Source organism: Leifsonia sp. SIMBA_070, from assembly GCF_046534635.1.
GTDB lineage: Bacteria > Actinomycetota > Actinomycetes > Actinomycetales > Microbacteriaceae > Leifsonia.
In genome coordinates, this window is sequence record NZ_JAWRYK010000001.1 from 1,042,293 (window position 1) to 1,067,915 (window position 25,623).

The window sequence follows — 25,623 nt, forward strand, 5'->3', positions numbered from 1 at the left end:
TGTGGGCCGTCAGGCCACGGCGCCGGGCGCCTCGTTCTGCTCGTCGCGGGCGCGGCGGCGGCGCACGATCCGGCGGCGCCAGGGGGACTGGTCCGGCAAGTGCATGCTGAGGGTGGTGTACGCCCAGCGCAGGCGGCGACCGAAGCCGTTCAAGGTGGCGAACGGCCGGGCCGAGATTCCGACGGTGAGCCGCTCGTCGTAGCGGACCACGGTCTCCATCGCCAGGTGGAAGGAGAGGTCGAGGTCGTCGTGGATGTCGCTGCGGTCGCGGTGGACCCGGTCGCGCACCTCCAGCCACACCTCGCGGCGCATCGCGAAGTTCGAGCCGAAGATCGGCGGGTTGCCCAGCCACAGTCCCATCGACCAGAAGTAGCCGCCGATGTACAGCACCTGCCCGATGCCGGCGACGAACGGGTTTCCGTCGTAGAAGACGCCCCGGCCGGTCAGCACGCCGACCTCGGGGGCGTCGACCAGCTCCGCCTCGATGTGCAGCAACCAGTCCTCCGGGGGCCGGGAGTCGGCGTCGAGGCGGGCGATGATGTCGCCGGTGGCCGCGTCGTACCCGGCGGAGGCCGCAGGCCAGATGCCGCGCACCGGCTGCTCGACGACCCGGGCCCCGGCCGAGCGGGCGACGGCGGCGGTGTCGTCGGTGCTGCCGTTGTCGACCACGACGATCTCGTCGGCCGGCCGCAACTGGACCGCCAGGGCGGCGAGGCAGCGGGCCAGCATCTCGGCGTCGTCGAGTACGGGGATGACGACGGACAGGGAGGGCACGAATGCGATCCTACGCGTGCGCGGTGGAGCTCACCTTCTCACGCACGCCAGAGGTGGAGGCCGGCGTAGCTGCGCCAGGGCGCCCAGCGCGTCCCGTAGGCCGCCAGCGCCTTGGGCTCCGCCGGCAGCCCGAGCCGCGCGGCGCCCTGCCGCAGGGCGAGGTCGCCGGTGAGCAGGATGTCGGGGCTGCCGAGCACACGGAGCGCGATGTAGCCGGCGGTCCAGGGGCCGATCCCGGGCAGGGCGAGCAGTCGCCGCTCCAGCTCTTGGCGGGATTCGCCGACGTCGATGCGGAGGCTGCCGTCGGCGAGCGCCTCCGCCGCGCCGATGATCGCGTCGATGCGGCGCGCGGGTCCGCGGAGCACCTCCCGTCCGCGTTCGGCGATGGCCTCCGCGGTCGGGAACAGCCGGGTGAACGAGGCGCTGGCAGGAGCGCCCCCGCCCGGCGCCTCCAGTGCGACCGGCTCGCCCAGCGCGTCCGTCAGACGCGTGAGCGCCGTCCGGGCTGCCGCGACCGACACCTGCTGCCCGATGAGGGCGCGGAACACGATCTCGTCCGCGTCCACCGCGCCGGGGAGGCGGAGGCCGGGCCGCGCCGCGACGCTGGGAGCGAGCGCAGGGTCGGCCGACAGGACGGCGTCGATCGCCTCCGCGTCAGCATCCAGGTCGAGGAGCCGGCGCACACGGGCGACCAGCGGTGCGAGGTCCGCGACGTCGGACAGTGCCGCGTCGCACTGCACCGACGGCGCCGCGGGCGTCCCGGTCGCGGTCAGGCGCACCACGGCCGGGCCGTGCGGCAGCCGCAGGGCACGTGTGTACGAGCCGTCCGCTCCTGCGGCCTCCACGCCCTCGATCGCCCGCGCGGCGAGGAACCCGATGACGGATGCTCCGTCGAACGGGGCCCGAGCCGGCAGCCGCAGCCCCAGCGAGACGGCGCCCGCCTGCCGGTGCGCCGCCACCGGTGCACGGCGCGCGGCCGCACGGATGGCGCCCGGCGTCAGCCGGTACACCTCGGCCACGGTCTCGTTGAACTGACGGACACTGCTGAACCCGGCGGCGAACGCGACGTCGGTGATCGGGAGGTCGGTGCCGGTGAGCAGCAGCCGCGCCGTCTGCGCCCGGTGCGCCCGGGCGAGGGCGAGCGGCCCCGCCCCCAGCTCGGAGGTCAGCACGCGATTCAGGTGACGCGGTGTGTAGCCGAGCCGGCGGGCGAGGCCGGGGACGCCCTCCCGTTCGACCGTGCCGTCCGCGATGAGGCGCATGGCGCGTGCCGCCAGGTCGTCCCGTACGTTCCACTGCGGAGAGCCGGGCACGGCATCCGGCAGGCAGCGCTTGCAGGCGCGCAGCCCCGCCTCGTGTGCGGCCGCGGCGGTGAGGTAGAAGGAGACGTTGCCGGGCTTCGGCGTGACCGCCGGGCAACTGGGCCGGCAGTAGATGCCGGTGGAGTGGACACCGGTGATGAACTGCCCGTCGAACCGCGCGTCCCGTGCGCTCATCGCCCGGTACCGCTCGGCGAAGACCGGGTCCGTCAGCGGGTCGGCCGCCCGCGCGGCGGCGGCGGAGGAGACGGGGTGCGCGATGCTCATGCCCTCAGCCTGACACCATCCACCGACAGGGAATAGCGGGAATCGGACATCAGTGCAGACCGCCCTGCGCTGTCCGCCCATTGGCTCTGGATAGCCTGGACGCATGGATGTCCTCGACTGGCTCTCGTCCGCTCTCGGCGAGGAGGCGCTCGCCGACGGTGTGCTCACGACCGACCCGGCCCTCCTCGATGCGGCGCGGACCGACCGCTCGGGCTGGGCGGCGGAGGGCTCGCCGCGCGCCATCGTCACCGCGCGATCGGTCGAGCACGTTCAGGCCACACTGCGGGCGGCGAGCGAGTTCCGCGTCCCCGTCGTCCCGCGCGGAGCGGGCACCGGCCTCGCCGGGGGAGCGAACGGAACGGACGGCTCGATCGTCCTCGACGTCTCCTCGATGAACCGCATCCTGGAGATCTCGGCCGAGGATCAGCTCGCCGTGGTCGAGCCGGGCGTGATCAACGGCGACCTCAACACCGCGCTCGCGCCGTACGGGCTCTTCTTCGCCCCCGACCCGGCGAGCAAGGCGATCTCGACCGTCGGAGGCAACATCGCCACGAATGCCGGCGGCCTGCTGTGCGCCAAATACGGCGTGACGCGGGAGGCCGTCCTCGCGCTCACCGTCGTCCTCGCCGACGGGCGCATCGTCCGCACCGGTCACCGCACCGTGAAGGGCGTCACCGGCTACGACCTCACCGCCCTGTTCGTGGGATCGGAGGGCACCCTCGGCGTCATCGTGGAGGCGACCGTCCGCGTCCAGCCCATCCCGCCGGGGGAGCCGGTGACCCTCGGGGCGCTGTTCGCCGACGTCCGGGCGGCGGCCGAGGCGTCCGCGCGGATCACCGCAGCCCAGCTGCGGCCGGCCGTCATGGAGCTGCTCGACGCCCCGTCGCTCGAGCGGATCTCCGCGTACCTGGGCCGCGACCGGATCGAGGAGGCGTTCGGCGCGAGTGCCGGCGCCGCCTATCTGCTCGTGCAGTTCGACGGGCCGACGGCAGGTGCGGACGCCGGAGCCGCCGGCCGCCTCCTGGGGGAGACCGGCGGCTCCGTCCGCGTCGCCGCGGACTCCGAGGAGGGCGAGCGCCTGCTCGCGCTGCGGCGCGCCTTCCATCCGGCGCTCGCGTCCGGAGGCGAGGTGCTGATCGAGGACGTCGCCGTTCCGCGCTCGCGCATGCCCGAGATGTTCGCCGCGATCGAGCGGATCTCCGAGCGCTACGGCATCCCCATCCCGACTGTCGCGCACGCCGGCGACGGCAACCTCCACCCCAACTTCGTGTACACCGGTGACACTGTGCCCGATGCGGTGTGGGATGCCGCCAACGACCTGTTCCGCGCCGCGATCCAGCTCGGTGGCACGCTCACCGGCGAGCACGGTGTCGGCGTGCTGAAGCGGCGGTGGCTGGCGGACGAGCTCGGCCCGGACTCGTACGAGCTGCAGGTGAAGCTGAAGTCCGTGTTCGACCCGCTCGGCATCCTCAACCCGGGCAAGGTGTTCGGCGGCCGCTGACGGACGCGGGCCCTTAACAGACTCGACCCCCGGTGGTGCGGCGATGCCTGCAGCGCTCCCGGGGGATCGAGTTATGCCATTAAGAATGCTCCGCCGCACGGCGGAGCGCAACCCCCGATCGTCGCGGCGTCGTCCGGCGGCGTCCGGCGGCGTCCCGCTCAGGCGCCGGCGGTCGGTGCGGGCGTCGGACGTGACGTGTGCGCGTGCACCGGGAGGTGCACGATCCGCGTCGCCGTCACGGTATCGCCTGAGCGGAACCCCAGCGCGCCGATCCTGTCGCCGACAGCGAAAGAGGCCTGCGTCGCCGGGCTCTTCTTCGTTCCGAACGCGGTGCTCGAGCTCACCTTCACCGTGACGGTCGCGCCCGAGGCGGCGTGGATGGTCCAGCTGCCGCCGTCGATCGCGGTGATGGTGCCGACGGCGCCGTGGGCCTTGCGTCCGGGGTGCTTGCCGCTCTTCGACGCGTGAGTGTGGGAGGCCGTGCTCGCCATCGGCGCGGATGCGCTGGACCGCGTCCCGGCGATCGCCGCAGAGACGCCCCACGCCGTGCCGCCGGCGACGACGATCACGGCCAGGACGGCGGCGACGATGCTGAGGCCCAGCACGCGCCGGCGGAGGGAGGCGGGGGAGGCGCCGGCCGGCGTCTCCGGGCTCTCGCTGCCGAGCGGCCGGGTGGGCTGCTCGTCGGGTTGCGGGTTCTCATCGATGTTCATGGTCCCCAGCGTCGCAGCGGGATGTCAGCGCAGTGCCGGGGCTGTGTAAGAGGACGGTAAAGAGACGCTGAACTCCGCGCCGCCTTCCGGCGCGCGTGTCACCGCGATCGAGCCGCCCATCCGCCCCACGAGACGGTGCGCTATCGACAGTCCAAGGCCCGTGCCGACCGACCGCACGTCCCGGTAACGCGCGTGCAGGGCGCCGCGTTCGAACGCGATCGCCGCATCGTCGGCGCTGAGGCCCGGACCTCCGTCGCGGACGGCCAGCCGGACGACGTCGCCCTCGAGCCGCGAGGCCACCACGACCGGGCCTCCTTCGGGCGTCACCCGGAGGGCGTTCTCGATCAGACCGTCGACAACCTGTCTCAGCCGCATCTCGTCCGTCGTGACGACGACCGGCGTGCTCGGGATGTCGGCCGCGAGCAGCACCCCGGCACGCGAGGCGGCGCCGCTCCAGGCGGTCACCGCCCGCTCGACGGTCTGCCGTGCATCCACGCGTTGCGCGTCGAGGGTGAAGTCGTCGGCTTCGAGTCTGGCGAGCTCCAACAGGTCGTCCAGGAACAGCCGCAGACGCTCGGACTCCGCGGACAGCACTCGGCCGGCCTGCGCGACGTCGTCCGGGGCGACGACACCGTCGGCGAGCGCCTCCGCATAGCCCCGGATGGCGGTCAGCGGGGTGCGGATCTCGTGCGACACCGAGAGGAGGAACTCCCGCTGCCGGTCCTCGCTCACCGACAGGGCCGAGTCCAGCCCGCGGAGAGCCCGGGCGATGTCGTCGATCTCGGCGACGGGCTCCTGGTCGATGACGACGCCGCGGCGACCGGCGGCGAGCTCTCTCGCGCTCGCAGCCAGCCGGCTCAGCGGCTTTCCCAGTCGCCGGGCCAGCAGGATGCCGGCGACGCTGGCCGCGCCGAGGCCGACCACCAGGGCGACGATGAGCCACCGGACGAGGTCCGCATTGGCGGCGGCGATGTCGGCGACCTTGCGCACACCGACGATCCCGCCGCCGTCCGGGGTGGGGATCCCGACGAGGACGGCATCCTTCCCGCCCAGCGTGGTGGTTCCGGACACGGCGTGTCCTGCCCGCAGCTGTCGCACGACCGCCGGCCCCACGGAGCGTCGGGCGCCACCGGTCACCGTACCGTCGGGAAGAACCGTGGCGAACCGGTCGCCGAGCGCCTCCAGCCGGGCCTCGGCGACGGGGGATCCGGTCGCCCGTGCTTTCACGAGTGCTGTCGCCTGCGCCTTCAGCTGCTGGCGGGCCTGGCTCTCGGCGACGCTCTGCACCACCTGGAGCGAGATCAGAGCGGTGACGAGCACGGCGATGAGGCCGACCACGAAGGTGGCGAGCATGATCCGGCCGGTGAGGGAGGAGGCCCACCACCCCCGGGCCGGCCGTCGTTCAGCCATCCTGTTCCGCCGCGCTGTAGCCGACTCCCCGCACGGTCCTGATCAGGTCGGACGCGTCCCCCAGCTTCACGCGCAGCTGCGCCACATGCACGTCCACGGTCCGGCTGCTGCTGTAGTCGGCGACTCCCCAGACGGAGGAGAGCAGTTGTTCGCGCGTGAACACCCGTCCTGGCTGCGACATCAGGTGCTCCAGCAGGTCGAACTCGGTCGCCGTCAGCTCCACCCGTCTGTCCGCGACGTCGACGCGTCGGCGGACCGGGTCGAGCCTGACGTCTCCGATCCGTCGAAGCTCGGGCCGGGCCGAGACGGTGGAACGGCGGATCAGGGCGCGCACTCGGGCGACCAGCTCACGGGGCGAGAACGGTTTGGTCAGGTAGTCGTCCGCGCCGAGTTCCAGGCCCAGGATGCGGTCCACCTCGTCGTCGCGCGCCGTGACGAAAACGACAGGCGTCCAGTCGCCGCGTGCGCGCAGGACGCGACAGAGTTCGAGCCCGTCGACCCCGGGGATGCCGATATCGAGCACGATCGCGGCGGGGTGGAGGCGGGAGACGGCCGCGAGAGCCCTGGCTCCGTCGGTCTCGGTGTGCACGCCGAAGCCGGCGTTCGTGAGATACAGCCGTTCGAGGTCGACGATGCTCGCCTCGTCTTCGACGATCAGCACCAGACCCTTGTCTTCGCCCACTCCACCATCCTGCCGGGGGCGGCGACGTCGCCGGGTCGTTTCGCGGTCGCCTTACCGTTTCTTTACATTGCGCTCTCACGTTCCGAACGCGTCGGGCGTGCACTCGGCGCATGGCTTCTCTGCATCCCCGTCCCTGTGCGACCATCGCGCTCTCGATCGCTGCGGCTGCGGCTCTCGTCCTCGCCGCCGGGACCGCCGCCGTCACAGCGGCGGCGGTGAGTGCCGCGACTCCGCCGAGCGTGCCGACCGCGGGCTTCCCGTCCGGTGGCAGCAATCCGGGCATCTTCACGGACACCTGCGCGCCGGCCTCCCGGGCGCCGAACGATCCCATCATGATGCCGGGGATGACCGGGATGTCGATGCAGCACGACTTCTTCGGCAACCGCTCCGTGACCGCCTCCTCGACCGCGCCGAGACTCCGCGGCGGTTCGACGACGTGCTCCACGACGGCCGACTCGTCCGCCTACTGGACGCCCGTGCTGTACCAGAACGGCCGGGCGCTCACCCCCTCCCGCACGCTGCTGTACTGGCGCACGCCGGCGGGCATCGCGGCGACCACGACCAGCATGCCCAGCGGCATCAGCCTCATCGCGGGGGACGAGACGGCCACAGCGCCGCAGAGCACGTCCGTCGTCGACTGGACCTGCACGACCACGGCCGCCGAGCCGCGCCCCGCCCGAGGAGACGCTCCGCACGACTGCCCGGCCGGGTCGCAGCTGCGGCTCGTGATCACCTTCCCGAACTGCTGGGACGGGCACACCTTCGACGGCCGCGACCGGTCCGGCGCCGTGTATGCGACCGACAGCGGATGCCCCGCCTCGCACCCGGTCCACATCCCGCAGCTCGTGCTGCACGTCAGCTATCCGACCTCCAGCGGTGCCGGCATCACCCTCTCCACGGGACCGCAGACGCAGGGACCGCCCGTCACCGGGCACGCCGACTTCGTCAGCGGATGGGACCAGCAGCGGATGGACGCCGACGCGGCCGCCTGCGACACCGCCCAGGTGCGCTGCGGCCCGGTGCGCGGCGCGGACGCTCTGCCGGAAGGCGGTAAGAGCGCGAGACGGTCGTGATGACGCCGGGCCGCACGGGTGCGCGCACAGCGAACGCGCTTTGACGCGGCCCGCGCGCACCGGTTGGATGGGTCACATGGCAGAAGACACCAACCAGAAGCCCGAAGTCGACGCTCCAGAGGGCCCGGCTCCCGAGACCCTCGAGATCGTCGACATCGTCGAGGGCAGCGGCCAGGAGGCCACCCCCGGCGCCAAGGTCGACGTGCACTACCTCGGCGTCGAGTACGAGACCGGCGAGGAGTTCGACTCGTCGTGGAGCCGCGGGCAGTCGATCAACTTCCCGCTCAACAACCTCATCAAGGGCTGGCAGGAGGGCATCCCCGGCATGAAGGTCGGCGGACGCCGCAAGCTCACCGTCCCGCCGGCGCTCGCCTACGGCCCGGCCGGCGGCGGTCACCCGCTGTCCGGCAAGACCCTCATCTTCGTGATCGACCTGCTCGGCGTCAGCTGAGCGGTTCCGCGAGACCGCAAGCGCTCCCTCGGCAGTCGCCGGGGGAGCGCTTCGCGTTTCAGGCGGGTTCTTTCAGGCGGCTCAGAGGCTGGCGGGCTGCATGCGGGTGGGGATGGCGATGCGGTTCCAGATGTTGATGGTCGCGATGGCGAGCAGCAGGTTCGCCAGTCCGGTCTCGCCGAATTCCGCAAGCGCCCGCTCGTAGAGCTCGTCGGGGAGCCCCTCCTGGTGGATGAGGGTGACCGCCTCGGTCAGTTCGAGCGCGGTCCGCTCCCGGTCGGTGAACCAGGGGGACTCGCGCCAGGCGGCGACGGCGAAGACCTTGCGCAGCGGCACGCCCCGGCCCTGGAGGTCGACGGAGTGCATGTCGACGCAATAGGTGCAGCCGTTCACCTGCGATGCGCGGAGCTTGATCAGGTCGCCGAGGGGCTCCTCGACTACTCCGCCGACGTAGCCGTCCAGGTTGACGACCTTGCGGTACCCCTCGGGGGTGACGGACGGGAGCTGGATTCGTTCTGTCATGACCCCAACGCTAGGGACCTCAATGGCGCGGTGTAAGATCCAATTCCACCGATTCTGATCGGACCAATCGGAGGTGCGCTGTGGACATCCACGTCGCCATCGCCGGGCGGGGCGACCGCGCCGAGCGCATCTACCGCCAGCTGCGGGACGCCGTGCTGGATGGCCGCCTGCGGCACGGCGACCGGCTTCCGGCGACCCGGGAGCTCGCGGAGCGCCTGCAGGTCTCGCGCTCGACCGTCTCCACCGCGTACGAGCGCCTCACCGCCGAGGGCTACCTCGTGTCGCGCGTGGGAGCAGGCACGTTCGTCGCCTACGCGGCGGCGGCTCGAGGCTCTCTGCGGGGTGAAGGCCGCGGCGCCGCGCGACCGTCGGCTGCTCGGCCGACAGCCGCCTGGCGCCAGGTCGACGACCCGCTGTGGGCCGAGCCGCTGCCCATCGCGTACGACTTCCGCATCGGCTCGCCCGACCCCGCCCTGTTCCCGCTGGAGACCTGGCGCCACTACGTCGCCGCCGAGCTGCGCGGGTCCTTCGTCCGCAGCGCGGACTATGACGACCCAGCGGGAGTCGCGCGGCTGAGGGAGGGGATCGCCCGCCATCTCGGCGTCTCCCGCTCGGTCGCGGCGGAGCCCTCCGATGTGGTGGTGACGAGCGGCGCTCAGCAGGCGTTCGACCTCCTCGCCCGGGTGCTGCTGCGCCCCGGTGACACGGTCGCCGTCGAGGATCCGGGCTACCCGCCGATGCGTCAGCTGTTCGAGATGGCCGGTGCGCGCGTTGTGCCGGTGCCCGTCGACGGCAGCGGCCTGCGCGTCGACCTCCTTCCGCCCGCGCGGCTGGTATACGTGACGCCATCGCACCAGTTCCCGCTCGGCGGAGTGCTCCCGCTCGAGCGCCGCGTCGCCCTGCTGGAGTGGGCCGCGCGGTACGACGCCGTCATCGTCGAGGACGACTACGACAGCGAGTACCGCTTCGGCGCCCGGCCCCTCGACCCGCTGCAGCGTTTGGATTCCGAGGGCCGCGTGGTCTACGTGGGCACGTTCTCCAAGACGATGCTGCCCGCCCTCCGGCTGGGTTTCGTCATCGCTCCGCCCGCGCTGTTGCACGCGCTGCGTCACGCCAAGCGGCTGACCGACTGGCACAACGACACGGTGACGCAGCGGGCGATGGCCCGGTTCCTCGACTCGGGAGGCTTCGCCCGCCATCTCCGATCGGCGACGCGGGTGTATGAGGAACGCCACGCACTGCTCCTGCGGGAGGCCGGCGGGCTGCTCCCCGGCCTGGAGCCGGTGCCGTCGGCGGCCGGGCTGCACCTTGCGCTCCTCGCCCGGGCCGGCGATCGGCACTTCGATGGGGCTCGCATCGCCGAACGGGCGGCTGTCGCAGGGGTCGGCGTGCAGCCGGTCTCCCGGTTCCGGCTGGGGCACGGGCCGGACGGCATCCTCCTCGGCTTCGGCAGCATCACCGCCGCGCAGATCCCGGACGGCCTGAGGATCCTCGCCGACGCGATCGCGCGCGAGGACGTCGGCGCAGCGGACCGACGGGTGGAATGATCGGAGGATGACGTCCCCGGATGCCGCCGCAGCCTCCGCGGCGCCGACCCCGCCCGCGCCGCCCATGCCGCGACGCCGCGGCCGGCCTGCCGATGTCGACCCGGAGCAGGTGGCCCTGCTGGCGCTGCGGCACTTCGGCGAGCACGGGTACGAGCAGACGACCATGGATGACATCGCCGAGCTCGCCGGCATCGGCCGCCGCACGCTGTTCCGCTACTTCCCGAGCAAGCCGGCCCTGGTCTGGGGCGGCATCGAACCCGTCGTCGGTCCCATGCACGCCGTCCTCGAGGACGCCCCGGCCGGCTGGTCGGTGCGCGAAGTCCTGGCGCACGCCGTCACGTCGGCGCTCACCCTCTCGCCGGAGGCGGAGGAGGCCACCCGGCGCCGCCTCGCGCTGATGGGCGCGCACCCCTCCCTGATCGGCTTCGGCCTCACCGGGATGTCGGCCCACCGCGGTCTGCTCCTGGGTTTCCTCGCCGGGCGGCTCGGAGTGGATGCGGACAGCCTGCGCGCCCAGGTGACCACGGATGCCGTCAGCTCCACGATCTTCTCGGCGCTCCTGTGGTGGGCGCGCGAGGACGACGGCGCGCCCGCGCCCGTGGTCGTCGCGGCGATCGACGCCGTGCTGGGCGGCATCTGAGGCGCCACCTCCGCTCGCCGCCTCTCGCCGCCTCTCGCCGCCGCGCGGTCCGGGCGAGTAGCGTGAGGCCATGCCGATCGAAGACACGTTCCCGCACGGCACCCCCATCTGGGTGGACCTGCAGAGCGCCGACCAGCCCGCCGCCGCCGACTTCTACCGCGAGCTGTTCGGGTGGGAGGTCGGACCCGCGCGGCCGGAGACGGGCGACTTCGCCCTCGCCACCGTGCGCGGTGTCGCCGTCGCCGCACTCGGCCCGCTTCCCAGCGACGACGTGCCGACCGCATGGACGGCCTACTTCGCTGTCGACGACCTCGGGGCGGCGGCCGACGCGGCTCGCGCCGCGGGCGGCACCGTCCTGTTGGAACCAGCAGAGACCGTGCCCGGCATCCGGCTCGCGATCGTGGCCGACCCGGCCGGCGCCGTCGTCGGGCTGTGGCAGCTCCGCGAGCAGAACGCGCCGTGGCTCCGCGACGAGCCGGGGGCGGTCGACTGGCTGGAACTCGTCGCCGCCGACCCAGCGTCGACCTTCCGCTTCTACGAGTCGGTGCTCGGCGTCGGCGTCAGCGAGATGCGTGTCGGCGACGAGCCGTACGGGCTCTTCGATGTGGGGGAGACCAGCGTGGCCGGCGCCTACACATCCGACGGTTCGGATCCGACTCACTGGCTCGTCTACTTCAACGTGGCCGATCTCGATGCCGCAGCGGTGCGGGCCGCAGAGCTCGGCGGCACGCTGCGCACGGAGCCGCTCTCGGCACCGGGCGTCGGCCGCTGGGCCGAGATCGTGGACCCGCAAGGGGCGGTCTTCGCCCTGCTGGAACCGGAGCCCGAGCCGCTCTGACGCCCGCTCTCACCCCCGTCCGCGCGGACGGTCGCGCCCGGTGCTTCTGGTAGACTCTTCCAGTTGCCGTCGAACGGCCGCGGATCAAGAGAGCCCAGGCATACGGCCCCGGGCACCGCGCAACGAGCAGAAAGGGGATCCCTCTATGGCGCTGGATGCAGACACCAAGAAGGCGATCATCGAAGAGTACGCTACCCACCCCGGTGACACCGGATCCCCCGAGGTGCAGGTCGCGATCCTCACCAAGCGGATCAAGGACCTCACCGAGCACCTCAAGGAGCACAAGCACGACCACCACTCGCGTCGTGGCCTGCTTCTGCTGGTCGGTCAGCGTCGCCGTCTGCTGGGTTACCTGGCAGACATCGACATCAGCCGCTACCGCTCGCTCATCGAGCGTCTCGGCCTTCGTCGCTAGTCTTCGATCGACTCCGCGAACTTCTTCGGAACGGGTCGTCACCCCAGGGCATCAGCCCGGGGTGGCGGCCCGTTCTGCGTGTCCGGTGGGTGCGCGTCCCGGCCTCAAGCCGCCGGGGTGCCGGCAGCCACCGCCTGACGCCGCCGCTCGGCCGACTGGTCGAGCAGGGTGGCCGCGACCAGGGCCGCCGCCACCAGGGCGATGCCGATCGTCACGCCGACCAGACCGATCACCGGCGAGGCCAGGGGCAGCAGCAGGATGAGGACGAGCGCGATCGCCGTCTTGAGCGGCCGGATGACCACCTCCGGGACGAGCGGAGCATGCAGCACGTAGAGCATCAGCAGGAACACCGCGACGGGCACCGCGATCGCGTACTCGACGGCGGTGTCGCCGCCGCCGGAGTGCGCAGCGCCGCGCTGAACGGCCACCTCCAGCCCGGCACCGAGGGCGGCAAGCGATCCGAAGACGAAGTAGTGGCCGTAGCCCCAGTAGAACGACCGACCTCGGCGGGTGCGCAAGCCCTCGGCGGCCGGCTCGAGGAAGTACAGCCACCAGAGCGCGAACAGCAGCACCAGTCCGGCCGCGGCGATCCACACCAGTGCTCCGGAGAACCCGGACCGCGCCAGGCCGCTCTGCACACCGACCGCGGAGGCGGACACCGACTCGCCGAGCACGATGATCGTGAACAGCCCGTACCGCTCCGCGATGTGGTGCGGATGCCAGGTCGTCATGCCCGGGCGCTCCGCCCAGACCGGGACGAGCAGCTCCAGGGCCGCACCCGCGACGAACAGGTACACGGCCACCTGGGCCGGGAGGAAGCCCCAGGCGACCCAGAGCAGCTGGACCGCGGCGATCCCCCCGGCGTACCGGAGAGCCGTCGTGCGGCCCGCGGGGAACTCGACGGCCGCTCGGACCCACTGCCCGATCAGGGCGAACCGCATGATCAGGTACCCGATGATGATCGCCGTGAAGTTCTGATGCTCGAACGCCGCTGGCACCCCGGCGGCCAGCACGAGCACGCCGCCCATCTGCACCAGCGTCATCAGCCGGTACGGCACATCGTCGGTGTCGTAGGCGGAGGCGAACCAGGTGAAGTTCATCCACGCCCACCAGATCGCGAAGAACACCATCAGGTACAGCGGCAGCTTGGTGAGCATCTCGCCGGACTCGCCCGCGTGCGCCAGCTGCCCGGCGACCTGCGCGATGGCGACGACGAAGGTCAGGTCGAACAGGAGCTCCAGCGGGCTGGAGACGCGGTGCCGCTCGTCGGTCGAGCGTCCGGTCATCGGGATGCGGAACGCACTGGTCATGTGCGCCAGCATAGGAGGATGCGCCGTCGTGCCGTGCTGCCCCTCCCGATCGCCGTCTATCTGGCCGCGGTGGCAGCGGTCACGCTCGACCCGTCACCCGGCGACCCGGCGGGCAACCCGCTGCTGCGCTCGCTGCTCCGGGCGGTCTCCTCCGTCCCGGGCCTCGGCTGGGTCGACTACGACGTCGCGGAGTTCTCCGCCAACATCCTGCTGTTCGTCCCGATGGGCGTGCTGTTCACGCTGCTGCTCGGCGTCTGGAGGTGGTGGATCGCGGTGGCGATCGGCGTCGCCGCGACGCTCGCCATCGAGTTCTCGCAGCTGTTCATCCCGTACCGCGTGAGCGACGTCCGCGACCTCGTCGCCAACACTCTGGGCACGCTGGCCGGCGTCGTGATCGTGGTGCTGGCCGCCCGGCGCGGGCGTCGCCGTTCGCGGGTGGGCCGGGCGTCGTAGGGTGGCGGCGTGGAGACGCTGGTGAAAGAGCGACGGGATGCCCCCGCGGGCTTCTTCGAGGCGGAGGCCGCGGGCCTCCGCTGGCTGGGCGAAGCGCAGGCGGCCGGCGGGGCACGTGTCGTGCGGGTGGAGGGCGTGGCGGGAGGACGCATCGAGCTCGAACGGATCAGGGAGTCGCGGCCGACGCCCGAGGCGGCGCGCGCGTTCGGTGCGGCGCTGGCCGCGACCCACGCCGCCGGTGCGGCGGCGTTCGGTGCGCCACCCGATGGGTGGGACGGTCCGCTCTTCATCGGACGGCGGCCGCTCCCTTCGGCCCACGAGTCGAGCTGGGGGCGCTTCTACGCGCGGGATCGGGTGCTCCCGTACCTCGACATCGCGGTCGATGCCGGCACGGTGAGGGCCGCAGAGCTCTCCGTGATCCGCGAGGCCGTCGACCGGGTCGCGGCGGGGGAGTTCGACGACGACGAGCCGCCGGCGCGCCTGCACGGCGACCTCTGGAACGGCAACCTGCTGTGGGACGCGCAGGGCGGCATCCTGATCGACCCTGCAGCCCACGGCGGCCATCGGGAGACCGACCTGGCGATGCTCGACCTGTTCGGTGCGCCGTACCTGGAGGAGATCGTCGCCGGATACGACGACGCCCGGCCGCTGCGCGCCGGCCGGCGGGACCGCATCCCCGTGCATCAGCTCCACCCGCTCGCGGTGCACGCCGCCGGCCACGGGCCGTCGTACGGGCGCGCGCTCGCCGACGCGGCCCGGGCGACGCTCGCCCTCTGAGACACGACCCTCCACTCTTCCCTCCGTCGTCCAGAGGGAGGATGATTGCGTTAGCGCAATCAAGGGAGATGATCATGGTCGACAGCGAAGAGCGCGACCTCGTCGAAGGCCGCTACACCCAGGCGGAACCCGAAACCGCCGACCTGCGGAAAGTCCACGGCCGCTACACCGGCACAGCCGAGGACGACCCGATCGAAACGGAGGAGCTCGGCGCCTACGTCGGAGCCCAGCACGACGGAGAGCCGCCGCTGGTGCGCAGCACCCATCAGCGAATCGGCAACTACCCGCGTGCGGAGCACGAGACCCACGCGGAGGACGAGACCCACGCGCAGGACGAGACCCACGAGGAGCACCGGGACTGACGGATTCCGCGGGCGCCGGCCGACCCCGGCGCCCGCGGACACCGCGGTCTGCGGCGTGCCTCGCCTTCACCAGGCAGAGGGCGTCCTGATAGGATGGTGGAGGTCGGCAGTACGCCGATCGACCGGAGCAGGCTGGCAGGAGCTGGTCCTCGGTGGTGGTATCCGGATGCGGTGGCCGTGAGGCAGCAGACCGCAACCGTGTATTTCTACTGATGGCCAGACGGGCTCAGCCCCACGCACCCGCATGGGATGCCGCGTACACACGACGTGTCGAACTGCCTGTTCGGGCTCCGGTGCTCTGAATGAGCACTGCGAAGTCGCGTCCACACGGGACCGCGACGTTAAACAAAGGAGACAGACCTCTTGGAAGGTCCTGAGATCAAATTCGCCGAAGCCGTTCTCGACAACGGCCGCTTCGGCACCCGCACCGTCCGGTTCGAGACCGGACGCCTCGCCCAGCAGGCACAGGGCGCCGTCGCCGCCTACCTCGACGAGGAGACCATGCTGCTGAGCGCCACCAGCGCCAGCAAGCACCCGAAGGACAACTTCGACTTCTTCCCGCTGACCGTCGACGTCGAGGAGCGCTCGTACGCCGCAGGCAAGATCCCCGGTTCGTTCTTCCGGCGCGAGGGCCGCCCCTCGACCGAGGCGATCCTGGTCTGCCGTCTGATCGACCGGCCGCTGCGCCCGTCGTTCGTCGAGGGCCTCCGCAACGAGGTCCAGATCGTCATCACCGTCCTGAGCATCGCTCCTGACGAGTTCTACGACGCCCTGGCCATCAACGCCGCCAGCCTGTCGACGCAGATCTCCGGTCTGCCGTTCTCCGGCCCGATCGCCGGTGTGCGCCTCGCGCTCATTCCCGGCAATGGCGCGCACGAGGACCAGTGGATCGCCTTCCCGAAGGCCGAGCAGCTGAAGGAGGCCGTGTTCGACCTCATCGTCGCCGGCCGCGTCCTCACCAACGAGGACGGCTCCGAGGGCGACGTCGCGATCATGATGGTCGAGGCGGAGGCCACCGAGAACAGCTGGAACCTCATCCAGGGCGGTGCCGTCAAGCCCAACGAGGAGATCGTCGCTCAGGGCCTCGAGGCCGCCAAGCCGTTCATCCGTCAGCTCGTCGGCGCGCAGAACGTCATCGCCGAGCAGGCCGCCAAGGCCATCGCCGACTACCCGGTGTTCCTGCCCTACTCGCAGGAGACCTACGACAACGTCGCGGGCCTCGCCTACGACGACCTGGTGAACGTCTACCAGATCGCCGACAAGATCGAGCGACAGAACGCCGACGACGCCCTCAAGGAGCGCGTCAAGGTGGCCCTCACCGAGAAGGTGGAGGCCGGCGTGCTGCCTGCCGAGGTTCTGACCCAGTTCTCGGCCGCCTACAAGTCGGTCTCGAAGGTCGTCATGCGCGGTCGCGTGCTGCGCGAGGGCATCCGCATCGACGGTCGTGGGCTCACCGACATCCGTCCGCTCGACGCCGAGGTGCAGGTCATCCCGCGCGTCCACGGCTCGGCGATCTTCCAGCGCGGCGAGACCCAGATCCTGGGCGTCACCACGCTGAACATGCTCAAGATGGAGCAGCAGATCGACTCGCTGTCGCCCGTCACCAAGAAGCGCTACCTGCACCACTACAACTTCCCGCCCTACTCGACCGGTGAGACCGGCCGTGTCGGGTCGCCGAAGCGTCGCGAGATCGGGCACGGCTTCCTCGCCGAGCGCGCCCTCGTGCCGGTGCTGCCGAGCCGCGACGAGTTCCCGTACGCGATCCGTCAGGTGTCCGAGGCTCTCGGCTCCAACGGCTCAACGTCGATGGGCTCCGTCTGCGCCTCCACCCTGTCGCTGCTGAACGCCGGTGTGCCGCTGCGCGCCCCGGTCGCCGGCATCGCCATGGGCCTGATCTCCGACGTCGTCGACGGTGAGACCCGCTACGCGGCGCTCACCGACATCCTGGGCGCGGAGGACGCGCTCGGCGACATGGACTTCAAGGTCGCCGGCACCAGCGAGTTCGTCACGGCGATCCAGCTCGACACCAAGCTCGACGGCATCCCGTCGTCGGTGCTGGCCGGCGCGCTGAAGCAGGCGAAGGACGCCCGTACGACGATCCTGAGCGTGCTGAACGCCGCGATCGACCGTCCGGACGAGATGGCCCCCACCGCGCCGCGCGTGATCTCGGTGCAGATCCCGGTCGACAAGATCGGCGAGCTGATCGGCCCGAAGGGCAAGACGATCAACGCGATCCAGGACGAGACCGGCGCCGAGATCTCCATCGAGGAGGACGGCACCGTCTACATCGGCGCCACCGACGGCCCCTCGGCCGAGGCGGCCCGCGCCCAGGTGAACGCGATCGCGAACCCCACCAACCCGGAGGTCGGCGAGCAGTTCCTCGGAACCGTCGTCAAGATCGCCGCGTTCGGTGCGTTCGTCTCGCTGCTCCCCGGCAAGGACGGCCTGCTGCACATCTCCGAGGTCCGCAAGCTCGCCGGTGGCAAGCGCGTGGAGAACGTGGAGGACGTGCTCGGGGTCGGCCAGAAGATCCTGGTCCAGATCACCAAGATCGACGACCGCGGAAAGCTGTCGCTCGCCCCGGTGATCGCCGAGGACGAGAACGCTGCGGAGTCCGCTCCCGCCGCTGAGGTTCCGGCCGAGGCACCCGCCGAGGCGTAACCCTCACGCACCACACGAAGGCCGCGCCGGTTCCCCGGCGCGGCCTTCCTGCGTCCCTGGAGGAGGCGCCGGTCAGGCGTCGCGGGTGAGGAGCGGGCGGAGGCGGTAGGGGATGAGCTCGCCCATGTCGAGGGAGGTCTCGGCGCGGTCGACACCCTCCGTCGACTGGATGACCCCGGTGATCCGGAACAGATCCTCCGCGTCGGTGCACACCACGCGCAGCAGCAGGTCGGACGGCCCGGAGAGGCCGTGCGCCTGCACGATCTCGGGGATCGCCGCCAGCGACTCCACCACGGCCGCCAGGCGCTGCTGCTGCACGTGCACGTTCACGAAGGCGGCCAGCGGGTACCCGGCGGCCCGGGCGGAGATCCGGCGCTCGAACGACAGGAACGCGCCGCTCCGCTCCAGCTCGGCGACCCGGGCCTGCACCGTGTTGCGGCTGAGGCCCAGCCGGTCCGCGAGGGACACATTGGTCGATCGCGGGTCGTCCGCCAGCGCCAGGAGGATGCGGCGGTCGGTCTTGTCGAAGCTGCGCATGGTGTGAAAAGTAGCACCTCCCGGCTGTCGCGGATAGAGCATCCTGCACGGTCGACACGCCGATGGTTGTGCGCGCTGATCCGACAGCGTAGCCTTCCCTCTAATTCCGGCAAGGAGGCCGGAAGCCGGTCGGCGCGCCACAAGCTCCGCCGCCCGGGCGCGAGAGTGAAGGTTGCGTGAACCGTGACGATCGACAATCAGCCCGCCACCCGCCGGGGTGGCTCCCACACGGACCTCGATGGCCTCGGCGAGCTGGGTCTCGCCGGGATCGACCTGGTGAGCCTGCTGGACGCCGAGGGCACCCGCCACGAGGACGACCGCTACGACGCCTGGGTCTCGGACATCGGAACCGACCAGCTGCTCGCGCTCTACGAGGACATGCGGGTCATCCGCCGCATCGACGCCGAGGCGACCGCCCTGCAGCGTCAGGGCGAGCTGGGGCTCTGGCCGCCGCTGCTGGGCCAGGAGGCCGCGCAGATCGGCTCGGGCCGCGCCCTCCGTTCGGACGACTTCGTCTTCTCCAGCTACCGTGAGCACGGCGTCGCCTACTGCCGCGGCGCGGGCCTCGTCGACCTGCTGCGCGTCTGGCGCGGCACCACGCAGAGCGGCTGGAACCCGTACGACATCAACATGGCGACGCCGCAGGTCATCATCGGCGCGCAGACCCTGCACGCGACCGGCTACGCGCTCGGCATCCAGGCCGACGGCACCGACGCCGTCGCGGTCGCCTACTTCGGCGACGGCGCCACCAGTGAGGGCGACGTCAACGAGGCGCTGATCTTCGCCGCGACCTACGCCGCCCCGGTCATCTTCTTCTGCCAGAACAACCAGTACGCGATCTCGGAGCCGGTCTCGCTGCAGGCGCAGCGTCCGATCGCCGACCGCGCGCCGGGCTTCGGCGTGCCGAGCGTGCGCGTCGACGGCAACGACGTCCTCGCCGTGCTGGCCGTCACCCGGGCGGCGCTCGACCGCGCCCGCTCGGGAGGCGGTCCGACTTTCATCGAGGCGGTCACCTACCGGATAGGCCCGCACACGACCGCCGACGACCCGACCCGCTACCGCGACGCCTCCGAACTGGACCTCTGGCGCGGCAAGGACCCGGTGAGCCGCGTGGAGGCGTACCTGCACGCGCAGGGCGCCTTGACCGAGGAACGCCTGGCCGCCATCGTCGCGAAGGCGGACGCCGTCGCCGCCGAGATGCGCGCCGGCATCACCTCGCTCGCCGACCCCGACCCGCTGTCCGTCTTCGACCACGTGTACGCCGAGCCGCACACCGGGATCGCGCGCGAGCGCGACCACTACTCGCGCTACCTGCGCACCTTCGTCGGGGGTGACGAGCGATGACGGCACTGAGCATGGCGAAGGCGATCAATGCGGGCCTCCGCCGGGCGCTGGCCGAGGACGACCGCGTGGTCCTGATGGGCGAGGACATCGGCACCCTGGGTGGTGTCTTCCGCGTCACCGACGGGCTGCAGACCGAGTTCGGCCCACGCCGGGTGATGGACTCGCCGCTCGCCGAGTCGGGCATCCTCGGCACGGCGGTCGGCATGGCGTACCGCGGCTACCGGCCGGTGGTGGAGATCCAGTTCGACGGCTTCATCTACCCCGCGTTCGACCAGATCGTGAACCAGGTCGCCCGCATGCACTACCGCACGCAGGGTGCGGTGCGGATGCCGATCGTCATCCGCGTTCCGTTCGCGGGCGGGATCGGTTCGGCCGAGCACCACTCCGACTCTCCGGAGGCGTACTTCGCCCACACCGCCGGCCTCCGCGTGGTCAGCCCCTCCGACCCGCAGGACGCCTTCACGCTCATCCAGCAGGCGATCGCGTCCGACGACCCGGTGCTGTTCTTCGAGCCGAAGCGCCGCTACCACGCGAAGGGCGACGTGGATGAGGACGCCCCGCTCGCCGACGCACGCCCGATGGGCACCGCGCGGGTGCTGGCGCAGGGCAGCGACGTCACGCTGGTCACCTACGGCGGCCTGGTGCAACTGGCACGCGACGCCGCTGTGGCGGCAGGGGACGACGGCGTCTCGGTGGAGGTCATCGACCTGCGTTCTCTGTCGCCGCTCGACCTCGACACCGTCGTCGCGTCGGTGAAGCGCACCGGCCGGCTGGTCGTCACGCACGAAGCGGCCCTCTCCGGCGGCCTCGCGGCCGAGATCTCGGCCTCCATTACCGAGCGCTGCTTCTACCATCTGGAGCACGCGCCCGTCCGCGTCACCGGGCACGACATCCCGTACCCGCCGGCACGGCTGGAGGCGGCGCACCTGCCGGACCTGGACCGCATCCTGGACGGCATCGACCGCGCCATGGACCGGCCCAACTCGCTGACCGGAGTGGAGGACTGATGGCCGTCCGCGAGTTCGCACTGCCCGACCTCGGCGAGGGGCTGACCGAATCGGAGCTCGTCGCCTGGAAGGTCGCGGTCGGCGACACCGTGCAGCTGAACCAGATCATCGCCGAGGTGGAGACGGCCAAGGCGCTCGTCGAGCTGCCCGCGCCCTACGACGGGCGGGTGTCGCGCCTGTTCGTGGAGCCGGGCGTCACCGTCGCGGTCGGGGAGCCGCTGGTCGCGTTCGAGGTGGAGGCGGGGGAGACCCCGGAGGCGGAGCCGCCGGCTGCGCCGGAGGACGGCGGAGGGCAGCGTCCGGCCCCCGAGGTGGACAAGCGGGAGCCGACGCTCGTCGGGTACGGCGCCCGTCCAGAGTCCGGGGCTCGGCCCGCTCGGCGCGCGCGGCCGGGACTGGCCATCGGGCGGGGGGCGCCTGTCGCGCCTGCCGCTCCCGTCGCGCTGGCCGAGCGGCCGCGCGCCACCCCGCCCGTCCGCAAGTTCGCGCGCGAGCACGGCATCGACCTCGCATCCGTTGTCGGGTCGGGCGAACGCGGGCTGATCACGCGGGGCGACATCCAGTCGTTCGTGGAGCACGCGGCTGAGGAGACGACGGCGGCGGCCTCCGCGGGGTCGCGCGAGAAGCGCATCCCGATCCGCGGCGTGCGCAAGGCGACGGCGGAGGCGATGGTCCGCAGTGCGTTCGGCGCGCCCCAGGCGACCGTGTTCCTGACCGTGGATGCGACCCCGACGCTGGAGCTCGTCGCGCGGCTCCGGACGCAGCCGGAATTCGCGGACGCCCGACCGGGCCTTCTCGCCGTCGTCGCGAAGGCGCTCCTGATCGGCATCCGCCGCACCCCCGAGGTGAACTCCCGCTGGGATGAGGCTGCGAACGAGATCGTGCAGGCGGACTACGTGCACCTCGGCATCGCCGCGGCCACCCCGCGCGGCCTGATGGTCCCGGTGATCCGGGATGCCGACGCGATGGCGCTGGCCGCCATCTCCGGCGCCATCCGGCAGCTCGCCGAGACGGCCCGGGCGGGCCGGACCGCGCCCGCCGACCTCAGCGGCGGAACGATCACGATCACCAACGTCGGCGTCTTCGGCGTGGACGCGGGCACGCCCATCCTGACGCCGGGAGAGGCGGCCATCCTCGCCGTCGGCGCCGTCCGGCGGCAGCCGTGGGAGCACGACGGCGGCATCGCCCTCCGCGATGTGCTCACCCTCGCGCTGACGTTCGACCACCGCATCGTCGACGGCGAGCAGGCGTCCCGCTTCCTCGCCGACGTCGGCCGCATCCTCGCCGACCCCGCCTCCGCCCTCGCCCTCCTCTAGCTCGAACCGGGCCGCCCACCGTCGAGTACACGATTTCTGCACGCGACACGCCGCGCGGGTGTGCAGAAAGTGTGGACTCGACGGTGGGGGGACGCCCCGAGGAGGAGGGGAGGAGGGGTCAGGCGTGGAGGGTGGGGTTCAGGGTGACGCCGGCGGTGCCGGCGCGGCGGAGCACCTCGACGGCGCCGGTGAGCGAGTTGCGGCGGAAGAGCAGGCCGGGCATGCCGGAGAGCTCTGCCGCCTTCACGGTGCGCGGGCGGCCGTCGGCCGTGAGCGGCTCGCCGACCAGGACGACCTTCGTCCCGGCGGTCACGTAGAGGCCCGCCTCGACGACCGAGTCGTCGCCGATCGAGATGCCGATGCCCGAGTTCGCGCCGAGGAGCGCGCGCTCGCCGATCGACACGCGGTGCGTTCCGCCGCCGGAGAGCGTTCCCATGATGGAGGCTCCGCCGCCGATGTCCGAGCCGTCGCCGACCACGACGCCCTGCGAGATGCGACCTTCGACCATGGAGGAGCCCAGCGTCCCCGCGTTGTAGTTCACGAATCCCTCGTGCATCACCGTCGTGCCCGGCGCCAGGTGCGCCCCCAGGCGGACGCGCGAGGCGTCCGCGATCCGCACCCGGTCCGGGGTCACGTAGTCGAGCAGTTGCGGGAACTTGTCGACGCCAGACACCTGGATGCCGGCGCGCTGCAGCCGCGGACGCAGCCGGTCGAGGTCGGCCGGGTTCACCGGCCCGGCGTTGGTCCAGGCGACGATCGGCAGGTGCGCGAAGATCCCGTCGAGGTTGAGTCCGTTGGGGCGCACCAGGAGGTGGGACAGCAGGTGCAGCCGCAGGTAGGCGTCCGGCGTCGAGGCGGGAGGCGCATCCAGCTCGATCTCGACGGTGACGATGTCGATCCGTACGTCGCGCCGCGGGTCGTCGCCCGCCAGTTCTTCGAACTCGGCCGGGGCGATCCAGCGGTCGCGGCCGGCCGGGAGCGAGCCGAGCCGCGGCTCCGGGAACCAGGTGTCGAGCACGGTGCCGTCGGCCGAGACCGTGGCCAATCCGTACCCCCAGGCGGTACGCGGGGCGGCGGGCACGGCGGTGTTCTCAGGCACGTCGGAAGGCATGCCCCTAGGTTAGTAGGGTGCAGAACAGCAGCGTGTCCCTGGACCTCAGCACCACCTCCATCGAGCTGACCCGTCAGCTCTGCGACATCGAGTCCGTCTCCGGCGACGAGGCGACGCTCGCGGACGCCATCGAGGCGTCGCTGAGCGGATCGCCGCATCTGGAGGTCATCCGCGACGGCGACGCGATCGTCGCCCGCACCAATCTCGGCCGCGAGCGCCGGGCGCTCATCGCCGGGCACATCGACACCGTTCCGCTGAACGACAACCTGCCGACGCGTTTCGAGGAGCACGACGGCATCCGCTACCTCTGGGGCCGGGGCACCGTCGACATGAAGGCCGGCGTCGCCGTCCAGCTGAAGCTGGCCGCCGAGCTGACCGACCCCGCGATCGACGTGACGTGGATGTGGTACGACCACGAGGAGGTCAACGCCGAGCTGAACGGCCTCGGCCGCCTCGCGCGCAACCGGCCCGACCTGTTCGTCGGCGACTTCGGCATCCTGGGCGAGCCCAGCAACGGCGTCGTGGAGGGCGGCTGCAACGGCAACCTCCGCGTCGAGGTCCGCACGTACGGGCTGCGCGCGCACTCCGCCCGCGGCTGGGTGGGCGACAACGCCATCCACAAGGCGGCGCCGATCCTCGACATCCTCGCCGCCTACCAGGCCCGCGACGTGGAGGTCGACGGGCTCGTGTACAAGGAGGGACTGAACGCCGTCGGCATCTCGGGCGGGGTGGCCGGCAACATCATCCCGGATGAGTGCATGGTGCACATCAACTACCGGTTCGCGCCGTCACGCAGCTCGCAGGAGGCCATCGAGCACATGCACGAGCTGTTCGGCGACTACGAGATCACCGTGGTCGACCGCGCCGACGGCGCGCGCCCCGGACTGGACGCTCCGCTCGCGCAGGAGTTCGTCGCCGCGGTCGGCGGCGTGGCGAAGCCGAAGTACGGCTGGACGGACGTGGCCCGGTTCAGTGCGATGGGCATCCCGGCGGTCAACTACGGCCCCGGCGACCCGCTCAAGGCGCACGCCGACGACGAGCGCGTCGACGTGGAGCAGATCGTCGCGGTCGAGGAGGGGCTGCGTGCCTGGCTCACCGGCGCCGGCGCCCGCTGACCCCGCCGCGGTCCCCGATTCCGCCCGAGCCCATGCGCTCGGGCGCGGCCCCTGGTGGACCCTGTGGTGGGTGCGGGTGCTCGCGGTGTACCTCGCGGGCCGGGTGGTCACGACCGTCATCCTGCTGAGCTTCGCGGCGGGGGAGGGCGTGAACGCCTGGACCTCCGCCTCGCCGGACTACTTCACCTTCGCCAACATCTGGGACGGCCGCTGGTACCAGTTCGTTGCGAGTGGAGGCTATCCCGCCTCTTTGCCGACCAGCGACGGCATCCATGTCACCGAGAATGCCTGGGCGTTCCTTCCCGGCTATCCGGGCCTGGTGGACGCGGTCATGTTCCTCACCCGGCTGGAGTGGCCGGTCGCGGCCGTGCTGGTGTCCCTCCTCGCCGGTGCGGGCGCCGCGCTCGTGTTCCATCGGCTGCTGCGCCGGGTCGGCCTCGGTGCGTCGGCGAGCCTGTTCGCCGTCGTGCTGTTCTCGTTCTCGCCCGTCTCGCCGCTGTTCCAGGTGGCGTACGCGGAGTCGCTGTACCTCCTCCTCCTGGCCGTCGCCCTGCTGCTCCTGGTGGAGCGGCGGTACGGCTGGCTGTTCCCCGTCGTGCTCGCCATGGCCTTCACCCGGCCGAGCGGACTCGCGTTCGCGCTCGCCCTCGGGATGCACGTCGTGTACCGCTGGGTGCGTCGCCGCGACGACCCGTTCCCGGTTCGCGAGCGGGTGCTGAGCGTCTCCCTCACCGTCTTCAGCGGGGTCGCCGGCCTCGCCTGGCCGGTGATCGCCGCGATCGGAACCGGGTCCTTCACCGCCTACACCGACACAGAGCTGGCCTGGCGCGCGCCCTATATCGGCTTCACCCACCTCGTGCCGTTCTCGCCGTGGTTCCAGGGCGCCGACTGGTGGGCGAGCGCGATGCTGGGCATTCCTGGGTGGGTCGGAATCGTGGTGCTGGTGGTGCTGATCGCGCTGTTCGGCATCCTGCTCTTCTCACCGGCGGTGCGCCGGCTGGGCGTCGACGTGCGCTTCTGGATCGCCGCCTACAGCCTCTACCTGCTCGCCGTGTTCTTTCCGCAGTCGAGCACGTTCCGGCTGCTGATGCCGCTGTTCCCGCTGCTCGGAGCCATCGCTCTGCCGCGCAGCCGCGTCTATCGGGTCGGCATGGTGCTGCTCTTCATCGCCCTCCAGGTGGGGTGGGTGGCCGTCTGCTGGACGATCGACGGCTACGACTGGTCACCACCGTGACACCCACGATTTCCGCAGGCCCGCACGGATGTCGGATAATAGGAGGACATCCACGAAAGGGGAGCTGCATGGCGGCCATGAAGCCGAGGACCGGGGACGGGCCAATGGAGGCTGTGAAGGAGGGACGGCTCATCATCGTGCGTGTGCCGCTCGAAGGTGGGGGACGACTGGTGGTGTCCGTCAACGACGCGGAAGCCAAAGAGCTCCACGACGCTCTAGCGAACGTCGTGACCTCCGCCTGACC

26 protein-coding genes are annotated in these 25,623 nt (G+C 71.7%); 17 read left to right on the top strand and 9 right to left on the bottom strand.

The genetic code is table 11. The annotated features are described in order from the left end of the window. Positions 1-9: 9 nt before the first annotated feature. Both SB754_RS04850 and SB754_RS04855 read right to left on the bottom strand, forming a co-directional pair. Positions 10-774: a glycosyltransferase gene (locus SB754_RS04850; RefSeq protein ID WP_410781223.1), complete on the bottom strand. Its 765-nt coding sequence runs from the start codon at positions 772-774 to the stop codon at positions 10-12. Between the two features lie 38 nt (positions 775-812). Further along, a complete protein-coding gene (locus tag SB754_RS04855) occupies positions 813-2,360 on the bottom strand; it encodes a DNA-3-methyladenine glycosylase 2 family protein (RefSeq protein ID WP_410781224.1) in 1,548 nt (515 codons plus the stop codon). A gap of 103 nt (positions 2,361-2,463) precedes the next feature. Here SB754_RS04855 and SB754_RS04860 point away from each other — a divergent pair, with 103 nt between their 5' ends. After that, positions 2,464-3,861, top strand: coding sequence for an FAD-binding oxidoreductase (locus SB754_RS04860; protein WP_410781225.1), 1,398 nt, complete (start codon positions 2,464-2,466; stop codon positions 3,859-3,861). A gap of 158 nt (positions 3,862-4,019) precedes the next feature. Here the strand turns inward: SB754_RS04860 and SB754_RS04865 are convergent, their stop codons facing one another. From SB754_RS04865 to SB754_RS04875, 3 genes are read right to left on the bottom strand one after another with little or no spacing between them, the layout of a single operon-like run. Then, positions 4,020-4,574 (bottom strand): DUF5666 domain-containing protein, encoded by a 555-nt coding sequence (locus SB754_RS04865; RefSeq protein ID WP_410781226.1) that lies wholly within the window; start codon positions 4,572-4,574, stop codon positions 4,020-4,022. 24 nt (positions 4,575-4,598) lie between these two features. Then, positions 4,599-5,984: an ATP-binding protein gene (locus SB754_RS04870; protein ID WP_410781227.1), complete on the bottom strand. Its 1,386-nt coding sequence runs from the start codon at positions 5,982-5,984 to the stop codon at positions 4,599-4,601. Next, positions 5,977-6,666, bottom strand: a complete 690-nt coding sequence (locus SB754_RS04875; RefSeq protein WP_410781228.1) for a response regulator transcription factor — start codon at positions 6,664-6,666, stop codon at positions 5,977-5,979. The genes SB754_RS04870 and SB754_RS04875 overlap by 8 nt, the downstream gene beginning before the upstream one ends. Before the next feature lie 110 nt (positions 6,667-6,776). On the opposite strand from SB754_RS04875, the gene SB754_RS04880 reads away from it, so the two are divergent. Then, on the top strand, positions 6,777-7,739 hold the full coding sequence (locus tag SB754_RS04880; RefSeq protein WP_410781229.1) for a DUF1996 domain-containing protein: 963 nt from the start codon (positions 6,777-6,779) through the stop codon (positions 7,737-7,739). Positions 7,740-7,815: 76 nt separating this feature from the next. Further along, positions 7,816-8,190, top strand: coding sequence for an FKBP-type peptidyl-prolyl cis-trans isomerase (locus SB754_RS04885; RefSeq protein WP_410781230.1), 375 nt, complete (start codon positions 7,816-7,818; stop codon positions 8,188-8,190). Positions 8,191-8,271: 81 nt separating this feature from the next. Here SB754_RS04885 and SB754_RS04890 read toward each other — a convergent pair whose 3' ends face one another. Then, positions 8,272-8,712, bottom strand: a complete 441-nt coding sequence (locus tag SB754_RS04890; protein WP_410781231.1) for a carboxymuconolactone decarboxylase family protein — start codon at positions 8,710-8,712, stop codon at positions 8,272-8,274. Between the two features lie 80 nt (positions 8,713-8,792). On the opposite strand from SB754_RS04890, the gene SB754_RS04895 reads away from it, so the two are divergent. From SB754_RS04895 to rpsO, 4 genes are all read left to right on the top strand, one after another. Beyond that, a complete protein-coding gene (locus SB754_RS04895) occupies positions 8,793-10,259 on the top strand; it encodes a PLP-dependent aminotransferase family protein (protein ID WP_410781232.1) in 1,467 nt (488 codons plus the stop codon). Between the two features lie 7 nt (positions 10,260-10,266). Next, positions 10,267-10,899 carry a TetR family transcriptional regulator gene (locus SB754_RS04900; protein WP_410781233.1) on the top strand — a complete coding sequence of 211 codons (633 nt, stop codon included), beginning with the start codon at positions 10,267-10,269 and terminating at the stop codon, positions 10,897-10,899. Between the two features lie 70 nt (positions 10,900-10,969). Beyond that, complete coding sequence (locus SB754_RS04905; RefSeq protein ID WP_410781234.1) at positions 10,970-11,737, top strand: VOC family protein; 768 nt, start codon at positions 10,970-10,972, stop codon at positions 11,735-11,737. A 145-nt stretch (positions 11,738-11,882) separates the two neighbouring features. After that, complete coding sequence (rpsO, locus tag SB754_RS04910; protein ID WP_090036365.1) at positions 11,883-12,152, top strand: 30S ribosomal protein S15; 270 nt, start codon at positions 11,883-11,885, stop codon at positions 12,150-12,152. A 104-nt stretch (positions 12,153-12,256) separates the two neighbouring features. Here rpsO and SB754_RS04915 read toward each other — a convergent pair whose 3' ends face one another. Next, a complete protein-coding gene (locus SB754_RS04915) occupies positions 12,257-13,462 on the bottom strand; it encodes a low temperature requirement protein A (protein ID WP_410781235.1) in 1,206 nt (401 codons plus the stop codon). Positions 13,463-13,480: 18 nt separating this feature from the next. Between SB754_RS04915 and SB754_RS04920 the strand changes: the two genes are divergently transcribed. From SB754_RS04920 to SB754_RS04935, 4 genes are all read left to right on the top strand, one after another. Further along, the gene (locus SB754_RS04920) at positions 13,481-13,915 is read left to right on the top strand and encodes a VanZ family protein (RefSeq protein WP_410781236.1); all 435 of its coding nucleotides are present in this window, start codon (positions 13,481-13,483) and stop codon (positions 13,913-13,915) included. 18 nt (positions 13,916-13,933) lie between these two features. After that, positions 13,934-14,692, top strand: coding sequence for a fructosamine kinase family protein (locus tag SB754_RS04925; protein WP_410783262.1), 759 nt, complete (start codon positions 13,934-13,936; stop codon positions 14,690-14,692). Positions 14,693-14,766: 74 nt separating this feature from the next. Continuing rightward, complete coding sequence (locus SB754_RS04930; protein WP_410781237.1) at positions 14,767-15,054, top strand: hypothetical protein; 288 nt, start codon at positions 14,767-14,769, stop codon at positions 15,052-15,054. Positions 15,055-15,417: 363 nt separating this feature from the next. Continuing rightward, positions 15,418-17,715, top strand: a complete 2,298-nt coding sequence (locus SB754_RS04935; RefSeq protein WP_410781238.1) for a polyribonucleotide nucleotidyltransferase — start codon at positions 15,418-15,420, stop codon at positions 17,713-17,715. Positions 17,716-17,787: 72 nt separating this feature from the next. Here the strand turns inward: SB754_RS04935 and SB754_RS04940 are convergent, their stop codons facing one another. Further along, on the bottom strand, positions 17,788-18,252 hold the full coding sequence (locus SB754_RS04940) for an Lrp/AsnC family transcriptional regulator (RefSeq protein WP_410781239.1): 465 nt from the start codon (positions 18,250-18,252) through the stop codon (positions 17,788-17,790). 183 nt (positions 18,253-18,435) lie between these two features. Here SB754_RS04940 and pdhA point away from each other — a divergent pair, with 183 nt between their 5' ends. From pdhA to SB754_RS04955, 3 genes are read left to right on the top strand one after another with little or no spacing between them, the layout of a single operon-like run. Next, positions 18,436-19,596 (top strand): pyruvate dehydrogenase (acetyl-transferring) E1 component subunit alpha, encoded by a 1,161-nt coding sequence (gene pdhA, locus SB754_RS04945; protein ID WP_410781240.1) that lies wholly within the window; start codon positions 18,436-18,438, stop codon positions 19,594-19,596. Beyond that, positions 19,593-20,603, top strand: coding sequence for an alpha-ketoacid dehydrogenase subunit beta (locus SB754_RS04950; protein ID WP_410781241.1), 1,011 nt, complete (start codon positions 19,593-19,595; stop codon positions 20,601-20,603). Before pdhA ends, SB754_RS04950 begins: the two co-directional genes overlap by 4 nt. Further along, a complete protein-coding gene (locus SB754_RS04955; RefSeq protein WP_410781242.1) occupies positions 20,603-21,919 on the top strand; it encodes a dihydrolipoamide acetyltransferase family protein in 1,317 nt (438 codons plus the stop codon). The genes SB754_RS04950 and SB754_RS04955 overlap by 1 nt, the downstream gene beginning before the upstream one ends. A gap of 118 nt (positions 21,920-22,037) precedes the next feature. Here SB754_RS04955 and dapD read toward each other — a convergent pair whose 3' ends face one another. Further along, complete coding sequence (gene dapD / locus SB754_RS04960; protein ID WP_410781243.1) at positions 22,038-23,030, bottom strand: 2,3,4,5-tetrahydropyridine-2,6-dicarboxylate N-succinyltransferase; 993 nt, start codon at positions 23,028-23,030, stop codon at positions 22,038-22,040. Positions 23,031-23,047: 17 nt separating this feature from the next. On the opposite strand from dapD, the gene dapE reads away from it, so the two are divergent. The 3 genes from dapE (at position 23,048) to SB754_RS04975 (ending at position 25,621) form a co-directional block, all read left to right on the top strand. Further along, on the top strand, positions 23,048-24,145 hold the full coding sequence (gene dapE / locus SB754_RS04965; RefSeq protein WP_410781244.1) for a succinyl-diaminopimelate desuccinylase: 1,098 nt from the start codon (positions 23,048-23,050) through the stop codon (positions 24,143-24,145). Beyond that, on the top strand, positions 24,114-25,379 hold the full coding sequence (locus tag SB754_RS04970) for a hypothetical protein (protein WP_410781245.1): 1,266 nt from the start codon (positions 24,114-24,116) through the stop codon (positions 25,377-25,379). The genes dapE and SB754_RS04970 overlap by 32 nt, the downstream gene beginning before the upstream one ends. Before the next feature lie 68 nt (positions 25,380-25,447). Then, entirely contained in the window at positions 25,448-25,621 is a 174-nt protein-coding gene (locus tag SB754_RS04975) for a DUF3117 domain-containing protein (RefSeq protein WP_310128484.1), read from the top strand. The last annotated feature ends 2 nt before the right edge of the window (positions 25,622-25,623 follow it).

What these genes read in the sequence shown, in the direction of transcription:
- SB754_RS04855 (WP_410781224.1), bottom strand. Translation starts at nt 2,360, where the DNA reads ATGAGCATCGCGCACCCCGTCTCCTCCGCCGCCGCCGCGCGGGCGGCC.
- SB754_RS04860 (WP_410781225.1), top strand. Translation starts at nt 2,464, where the DNA reads ATGGATGTCCTCGACTGGCTCTCGTCCGCTCTCGGCGAGGAGGCGCTC.
- SB754_RS04865 (WP_410781226.1), bottom strand. Translation starts at nt 4,574, where the DNA reads ATGAACATCGATGAGAACCCGCAACCCGACGAGCAGCCCACCCGGCCG.
- SB754_RS04870 (WP_410781227.1), bottom strand. Translation starts at nt 5,984, where the DNA reads ATGGCTGAACGACGGCCGGCCCGGGGGTGGTGGGCCTCCTCCCTCACC.
- SB754_RS04880 (WP_410781229.1), top strand. Translation starts at nt 6,777, where the DNA reads ATGGCTTCTCTGCATCCCCGTCCCTGTGCGACCATCGCGCTCTCGATC.
- SB754_RS04885 (WP_410781230.1), top strand. Translation starts at nt 7,816, where the DNA reads ATGGCAGAAGACACCAACCAGAAGCCCGAAGTCGACGCTCCAGAGGGC.
- SB754_RS04890 (WP_410781231.1), bottom strand. Translation starts at nt 8,712, where the DNA reads ATGACAGAACGAATCCAGCTCCCGTCCGTCACCCCCGAGGGGTACCGC.
- SB754_RS04900 (WP_410781233.1), top strand. Translation starts at nt 10,267, where the DNA reads ATGACGTCCCCGGATGCCGCCGCAGCCTCCGCGGCGCCGACCCCGCCC.
- SB754_RS04905 (WP_410781234.1), top strand. Translation starts at nt 10,970, where the DNA reads ATGCCGATCGAAGACACGTTCCCGCACGGCACCCCCATCTGGGTGGAC.
- rpsO (WP_090036365.1), top strand. Translation starts at nt 11,883, where the DNA reads ATGGCGCTGGATGCAGACACCAAGAAGGCGATCATCGAAGAGTACGCT.
- SB754_RS04915 (WP_410781235.1), bottom strand. Translation starts at nt 13,462, where the DNA reads ATGACCAGTGCGTTCCGCATCCCGATGACCGGACGCTCGACCGACGAG.
- SB754_RS04920 (WP_410781236.1), top strand. Translation starts at nt 13,481, where the DNA reads ATGCGCCGTCGTGCCGTGCTGCCCCTCCCGATCGCCGTCTATCTGGCC.
- SB754_RS04930 (WP_410781237.1), top strand. Translation starts at nt 14,767, where the DNA reads ATGGTCGACAGCGAAGAGCGCGACCTCGTCGAAGGCCGCTACACCCAG.
- SB754_RS04940 (WP_410781239.1), bottom strand. Translation starts at nt 18,252, where the DNA reads ATGCGCAGCTTCGACAAGACCGACCGCCGCATCCTCCTGGCGCTGGCG.
- SB754_RS04950 (WP_410781241.1), top strand. Translation starts at nt 19,593, where the DNA reads ATGACGGCACTGAGCATGGCGAAGGCGATCAATGCGGGCCTCCGCCGG.
- SB754_RS04955 (WP_410781242.1), top strand. Translation starts at nt 20,603, where the DNA reads ATGGCCGTCCGCGAGTTCGCACTGCCCGACCTCGGCGAGGGGCTGACC.
- dapD (WP_410781243.1), bottom strand. Translation starts at nt 23,030, where the DNA reads ATGCCTTCCGACGTGCCTGAGAACACCGCCGTGCCCGCCGCCCCGCGT.
- SB754_RS04975 (WP_310128484.1), top strand. Translation starts at nt 25,448, where the DNA reads ATGGCGGCCATGAAGCCGAGGACCGGGGACGGGCCAATGGAGGCTGTG.